General features: G+C 29.6%; 5 protein-coding genes. 3 read left to right on the forward strand and 2 right to left on the reverse strand.

The window, feature by feature from the left end; genetic code table 11:
• Positions 1 to 380: 380 nt before the first annotated feature.
• A complete protein-coding gene (locus tag B3J26_RS04200; RefSeq protein WP_291073408.1) occupies positions 381 to 2,018 on the reverse strand; it encodes a helix-turn-helix domain-containing protein in 1,638 nt (545 codons plus the stop codon).
• Positions 2,019 to 2,364: 346 nt separating this feature from the next.
• On the opposite strand from B3J26_RS04200, the gene B3J26_RS04205 reads away from it, so the two are divergent.
• The 3 genes from B3J26_RS04205 to B3J26_RS04215 all read left to right on the forward strand — a co-directional run bounded on the left by B3J26_RS04205 (position 2,365) and on the right by B3J26_RS04215 (position 4,468).
• Positions 2,365 to 2,604, forward strand: coding sequence for a hypothetical protein (locus B3J26_RS04205; RefSeq protein ID WP_171622778.1), 240 nt, complete (start codon positions 2,365 to 2,367; stop codon positions 2,602 to 2,604).
• A gap of 28 nt (positions 2,605 to 2,632) precedes the next feature.
• Complete coding sequence (locus B3J26_RS04210; protein WP_291073410.1) at positions 2,633 to 4,102, forward strand: DoxX family protein; 1,470 nt, start codon at positions 2,633 to 2,635, stop codon at positions 4,100 to 4,102.
• Positions 4,103 to 4,177: 75 nt separating this feature from the next.
• On the forward strand, positions 4,178 to 4,468 hold the full coding sequence (locus B3J26_RS04215; protein ID WP_038330661.1) for a DUF6520 family protein: 291 nt from the start codon (positions 4,178 to 4,180) through the stop codon (positions 4,466 to 4,468).
• A 39-nt stretch (positions 4,469 to 4,507) separates the two neighbouring features.
• Here the strand turns inward: B3J26_RS04215 and B3J26_RS04220 are convergent.
• A partial coding sequence (locus B3J26_RS04220) for an alpha/beta hydrolase family protein (RefSeq protein ID WP_291073412.1) occupies positions 4,508 to 6,143 on the reverse strand: 1,636 nt, incomplete at its 5' end.

Consider the following 6,143-nt stretch of genomic DNA (forward strand, 5'->3'; position numbering starts at 1 on the left):
TCTCATTCCACTAAAGATTTTACAAACCCTACGGGCTAAAATCTTTTTAACTTTGCATTCAACCATTTTCTTAACGTGTGAGTTTTAATGCCAGTTTCTACGCCCTTTTTCATTATTAAAATTCGTTATCATTTCGATACTAAATCGTCGGTTTTTTCATCCTTTTTCAATATTCAAATTCACTTTTGATAAGGAATTTTGTCACATTGATTATGTCGAAGAATAAGACGAAAATTGTTTTAAAACGTCTAACTTCTCGATACAATTTTCTACATTACATTTTGAAAATCACTCGAAGTGACGGTATTTACTATCTTTTTGAATAGGGGCAATGAACCTCGGTTTGAGAGTCTACCGAAGTATCGAGATGTCTTTTCTTTTTAATTGTTTTTGTTTAGATTGAATTTCAATTGTTTTATATATTCATAAGGGCGAAATGAGGTTACTTGAAAGAATACATTCGAAAATTGACGAGAAGATGAAAAACCTACTAATTCTGCTAAATCACCAATTGAATGTTGATGATACTGATCTGAATCCATTAGGAGATGAAGAACATAATTTATTCGAAGTTGATTGATGTAATTTGAAAAATTAGTTCCTTTTTCTGAGTTAATAATCTTTGATAAATATGCAGAATTGGTTTTAAATGATTTTGCTAATTGAGCTAAGGTTAAAGTTTTTTGTACAAATAAGTGATTCATTTCAAAATCATTCAACTGATTCAAAATATGATTTACAACTTCAGTCGGAATCTCAATAACAGGAGGTTCTTTTACTTTCTTTTTATCTATCGTAAGCTGTTTGAAAAAACGTTTGTAACTATACAATACCCCGATGGAACATAAAATGATCACAAAACCTATCAAAATAGGGTAGATGGTGATTTTGAATTCAACATTTTTCTTCAACTTCAATAATTCTTTTTCATCATATTCTTTTTGGAGAATAGGAGATAGCTTTACTGTATTTTGCTGAGTTAAATGATCTAGTTTTAGTAACTGATTGATATAATACAATTGATTTGGGTAATTACGATTATTTTCAGAATTATGGATTAAGGTTTCGTAAGCAGCACGAACATCGCTATCCAAAAACTCATATTCATTAAAAAGTTGATCTATTTTTTCAAAATATATAATTGCTTTTTGTCCTTCATTTATTGCCTCGTAAGATTTACCAATATAAAAATAAGCCAAACTCAGTGTATTAGAATCGTGGTTATTTTTTAAATAATCTAATTCATTTGTTAGCGTGGTTATAGACTGTTGATACTCTTTTTCTAAGTAGAATTGAATTCCTTTTAAATAGGTGAAATAATGAATGAAATAGTCGTTTTGCGAATCTTGACTTAATTTCAAACATTTATTATTAAGCTGATTAGCTTCTTTGTATTTATGTTGAGCCTGTAAGATTTGAACGGAATAATAAAGGCTATTTAAATAATAAGCTTGGTGATTGACATCTGAACTATTATTTTCAAAGTAAATAATGCATTTCTGAAACAATAGTTCCGCTTCACTAAACTTTTTTAATTGAAATTTAATTAAAGCAACATTAAAAAGGACTTTATGCGTTAAATAGTTGGATGATTTCTTATTCAATTTCTTTTCAGCTAATAAATAATTTTTTAAGGCTGGTTGAAATTTCTTGAACTGATAATGAACCAATCCTTTCGAAAGAAAACTTTGAACAATCAAATCATTATTCCTTGTCTGTTGAGCAACAACTATCGCACTATCAGCATATTTTAATTTGGTTGCATAATCCTGTGAATAGTAAATAGCTTCTTTATAGCCATAGAATAAAGTTTCGCCATCATTACTAATCTTAGCCTTTAGGATATAAGCATTAATGTATTTCCAAACTTCGGGATTGTTCTTATCGGTTTGAAATGAATCAATTCTCTGAACTAGAAAATCATTTGTTTGTGTGCTTAGTTGATCAATTGCATAGACATTTTCGATGTTTAAAATAAGCCATAAAAATCCAATTAGAAGAGGTATAGATGTTTTCATAAGCATTGTTTTTTTAGATGAAAACAGTAGTAGATTTCCATGTAAGTTACTTATTTTAATCGAATTAGGTTTGTAAATTACCACAAATCACTAATCGATTACATCATGAAATGTATGAATTTATAAATTTTACATATTTATACAGCGTAGTAGCGTATCTTTTTCATAGTAAATTAAAAAATTAACATTTGGTAATTTGCTAATTATTAATAATATAAACGATTACAGGTGACACTTTTATAAAATCAACATAGTCTTTATGTTTTTGACGTGCTTCTTTATTGTTTTAATCATTATGCCTTCTAATTTTAAGCTAAGAATATAAATAATCCTAAAAAACACGACTATGAAAACAAAAACTTATTTATTCATTAGCATCATTAGTTTCCTATTTTATCAATGTATAGAGGAGGAGGAAGCTCCACAATTAAGATCAGATGGTTTATCTGTTGTAGAACAAAAACGCGAATCAGATTTACATATAGAATTGGATAGTATCGTTACTGCTGATTCTATTCAAGAAGAAGCTGATCCACCAAAAGATAAAGATCCTTACATCAAACGTACTGAAGAAGGAGGTGAGTAGTTCACTTTAAACCTTAAAACACATTAAGATGAGAAAATATTTTCCTTTTATCCAATCACTCATCTGCTACCTATTTATTGTGTTGTTTATTTATGCGGCGGTAAGTAAGCTGATGGATTTTGAGAATTTTCAAATTCAATTGGCACAATCACCTTTATTGAGTGTTTACGCAGGATTTATTTCTTATGCAGTTATTATTGCGGAAATAGTGATTGCATTATTGCTTTGTTATAAAAGATGGCGATTAATTGGGCTTTATGCTTCGTTCGGATTAATGATAGCATTTACAGTCTATATTTATCTGATATTAAATTACAGCGATTTCATTCCATGTTCCTGTGGCGGTATTTTAGAAAAGATGGGATGGAAAGAACATTTAATTTTTAATGTAGTCTTTGTTGGTCTTTCCATCATTGCTATTATGATTACAAGAGAAAGTGTAAAACGAAAGCTTTTCTTGAAATTAATTGTAATTGGTATTTTGAGTGCGGGTTGTGTTGTTATTTTATTCTTACAATCAGAAGCAAAGATATCTAAACAGAATCCATTTATTCGAAAATATTTGAAAGATATTGTGATTGGTAAACATTCGTATAAGCTTAAAAATAATTCACTCTATTTTATTGGCGTTACAAACAATAAGCTATACTTAGGAGATCGATTTGCACCTCTTTATGTAACGGAAATAGATTTAGATAATTATCAATCTCGTGAACTAATAATTAAAATTGATCAAGACGACTTTCCTTTTCGTACAGTTAAAATATTTATTTCATCTCCACATTTCTTTTTAGTAGATGGAACTGTTCCTGTAATCTTTAAGGGGGATATCAAAACATGGGAAGCTAAAGTATTATCAACAGATCCAACCCTTTATTTTTCGAAAGCTGTTATAAGTTCAACAGACGAGTTATTTGTCCGTAAGCAAGATTTTAAAACAAAGCAAAATATACTAGCACGATATAATTTAGCACCTTCTGTTCAACAATTTACCACTACATCAATATTAGGGGAAGCAACACAAGGGATTTTTGATACAGATGGCATTCCGTTGTTTGATTTACAACAAAATAAATTTCTATATGTATACTATTATCGAAACAATTATGTAGTTGCGAATAAAAATTTAGATGTAATCACTAGATCTCATACAATAGATACCACCCGATTAGCACCACTTAAAGTTATAACGAATCAGCAAAATCAGCAAAAATTATTAAATCCCAATAGTGTAGTAAACCGCTTAGCAGCAGTAGATAATGGGTTATTGTATATAAATTCTACTAAAAAAGGACAATTTGAAGATAATCAAGTATGGAAACAAGCTTCAGCAGTAGATATATATAATTATCAAAAACAATTGTATAAAGGCAGTTTTTATCTCTATGATGTTGATCGTCAAAAAACAAATGAATTTATTATTAACAACAATAATTTATATGCAATTATAAAGAATCAACTGGTTGTATATACGCTTAATACGAAAATCATACAATAAACTATCGGCCGATAGCAGGAGGATAACCGAACACCTGTATAATATAGTAGGTTAAAACCAAAAAAAATACAAAAAATGAAAAATTTAAAACTTCAAACAGTATTGCCTATTGCAGCATTTTTATTGGCTGGAATAGGAGCGTTTGCTACACAGCAAACAAAAAGCAACGAATCTATCAAAGATGCTGCTTTAATCGATGGATTTATTCGACATAGTTCGTCTACAGATTGTGAAGAAATTAAAGTTGATTGTACACCTGTATCTACAGATCAACTTTGTATGACAGAAGAAGCAACTCCACAGCAAGTTTGGCAAAAAAATGGTGTTGGCCAGTGTGTTTTAGAATTATATAAACTAACTAATTAAAAATAGAGGTTCCGAAAGGAACCTCTTCTTTTTTGTAAGTTATTTAATCCAACTACTTTTTGGTTCGTTTTTCAAATAAAAAGCAAACCATTGTTCTATTCTCCTTGTCAAATCTGTTTGATCTTCTTTACTTGTAACAAAATGTCTTGCTTCAGGATAGCGTAACATAACAATCTTTTTTTTGAGTTTTCTCAAAGCGGTATAAATTGTCATCGTTTGTTCTGGAGGTACAGTAGCATCATTTTTACCTGTCCAACTCAATATTGGTGTTGTGATTCTACTTGCATGATACAAAGGAGAGTTTTTTATATAAAGTTCGGGCGCTTCAAAAAATGGCTTTTTTATTCTAAATTGAAAATTTTCATAGCGCCAGCTTTCTGTTTTTTCGTAAGGTTCATTCCAAAAATAGTCTTTTACCAAGTCAAATAAACTTGCTCCCGTAACAGCAGCACTAAATAAATCGGTTTGTGTAAGTATAAAATTGGTTTCATATCCTCCAAATGACTGTCCAATCAATCCTATTTTTCCTTTTTCAGCTACGCCTTCATCAATTAGTTTATTCAAAACTCCTACAACTGAATTTGTAGCAGAAGCACCAGTAAAACCTTTATCATATACCATATCAGGAAGTACAACAATATAACCTTGTTGCGTAAGATTCGATACATTAAATCCTATGTTGTTATACATCGATGGATTGTGGTATTCTTTTACTGTTTGTGACAAATTTTCGTAGACACGAACTATAACAGGATATACATTTCCTTTCTTGTAATTTGGTGGATAAAATATAGCAGCTTTTAGTTTTTTTCCATCTATAGTTGTGTAATGCAATAATTCTGATGTTCCCCAATCATAAAGATAATGTTGTTTATTCGTTGTGAATAATTGTATTGGTTCACTTTTAATATCTTTTTTATACCACAATTCTGGTGGTAAATTATAGGCTTCTTTTAAGTAAATAAAATCTGTTGTTAACTTGGCTTGTTGCAACTTTGTATATAAAAAATCATGACTTGTCAATAGTAAATCAATTGTATGATTTGGTTTTAATATGGCATAAGATTTAATTCTTGTATTTAGATCATTTATAACCAATCTGTTGTTCTTAGTTTCGTCAATAAGACGGATATCCGACGTATTTTTTGATTTCGTCAATAACTCAAAACGAAAAACTTGCTGCGATTCTCTACCTTTTGTCAACTTAGTAGAAGCTAATGTTTTTACATTTATTTTCCATATATCATAGGTGTCATATAGATAGAGGTATTGTTTATCATTTGAGATTCCTGCAATTCCCCATGCAATTTGTTGATAACCTTCATCTAGTAATTTGTTATCCCATTCGGCATATATGGAAGAAGTTAAATTTGTAGCTGTTTCAAGTTTTGTATTATACCACCACCAATTATTGTCATAGTAGTAAACAAAGTCATCTGTTTGTCCTACATTTCCGAATAAATGAGTATTTGGATCAAATTCTTGAATAATTCTTTTCTTAACAGCTGTTTTCGAATCATAGAAATAAACATCATAATCGTTTATTAATTTATTATCTGTTGTGTTTTGATATGGGTTGTATAATAAGAGCTTATTACTATTCGATAAATAATGTATATTAGGTAGTTCATCGTCTGTAATCTGCTTTACAGTATTTGTAATCTTCCCTAAAAAC

This window comes from Empedobacter sp. UBA5987 (genome assembly GCF_002429865.1).
GTDB classification, from domain to species: Bacteria; Bacteroidota; Bacteroidia; order Flavobacteriales; family Weeksellaceae; genus Empedobacter; species Empedobacter falsenii_B.

Bases quoted from the DNA above. Each gene is read 5' to 3' on its own strand.
- B3J26_RS04205 (WP_171622778.1), top strand. From the start codon at position 2,365: ATGAAAACAAAAACTTATTTATTCATTAGCATCATTAGTTTCCTATTT.
- B3J26_RS04215 (WP_038330661.1), top strand. From the start codon at position 4,178: ATGAAAAATTTAAAACTTCAAACAGTATTGCCTATTGCAGCATTTTTA.
- B3J26_RS04210 (WP_291073410.1), top strand. From the start codon at position 2,633: ATGAGAAAATATTTTCCTTTTATCCAATCACTCATCTGCTACCTATTT.
- B3J26_RS04200 (WP_291073408.1), bottom strand. From the start codon at position 2,018: ATGAAAACATCTATACCTCTTCTAATTGGATTTTTATGGCTTATTTTA.